Origin of the sequence: Cryobacterium sp. 10I5 (genome assembly GCF_035019865.1) — a bacterium.
GTDB classification, from domain to species: domain Bacteria; phylum Actinomycetota; class Actinomycetes; order Actinomycetales; family Microbacteriaceae; genus Cryobacterium; species Cryobacterium breve_A.
Map to the genome: position 1 here is coordinate 1 of NZ_JASJVI010000258.1, position 203 is coordinate 203.

1 protein-coding gene is annotated in these 203 nt (G+C 69.5%); it reads left to right on the top strand.

Annotated features, from left to right (window positions below; genetic code table 11):
* Positions 1–203: hypothetical protein (locus QN350_RS19915; protein WP_323517260.1), on the top strand; the 203-nt coding region annotated here is incomplete at both ends.

The window sequence follows — 203 nt, forward strand, 5'->3', positions numbered from 1 at the left end:
GACCGGTGCCGTCGACACCGACACGTCGGACGGTCGCGCTTATCTCCGGATGATCGACGGAACGGTCTCCGTCTGGCACGCGCGCATCGCGGACCTCGGTTTCTGGAGCGGCGAGACCGGCGGCTTCGCACTCTCCGGGACGGATGCCTCCGGCACGGACACCTCTGGGACCGATGGCTCGGTCACGGCCGACGGCTCCGGTA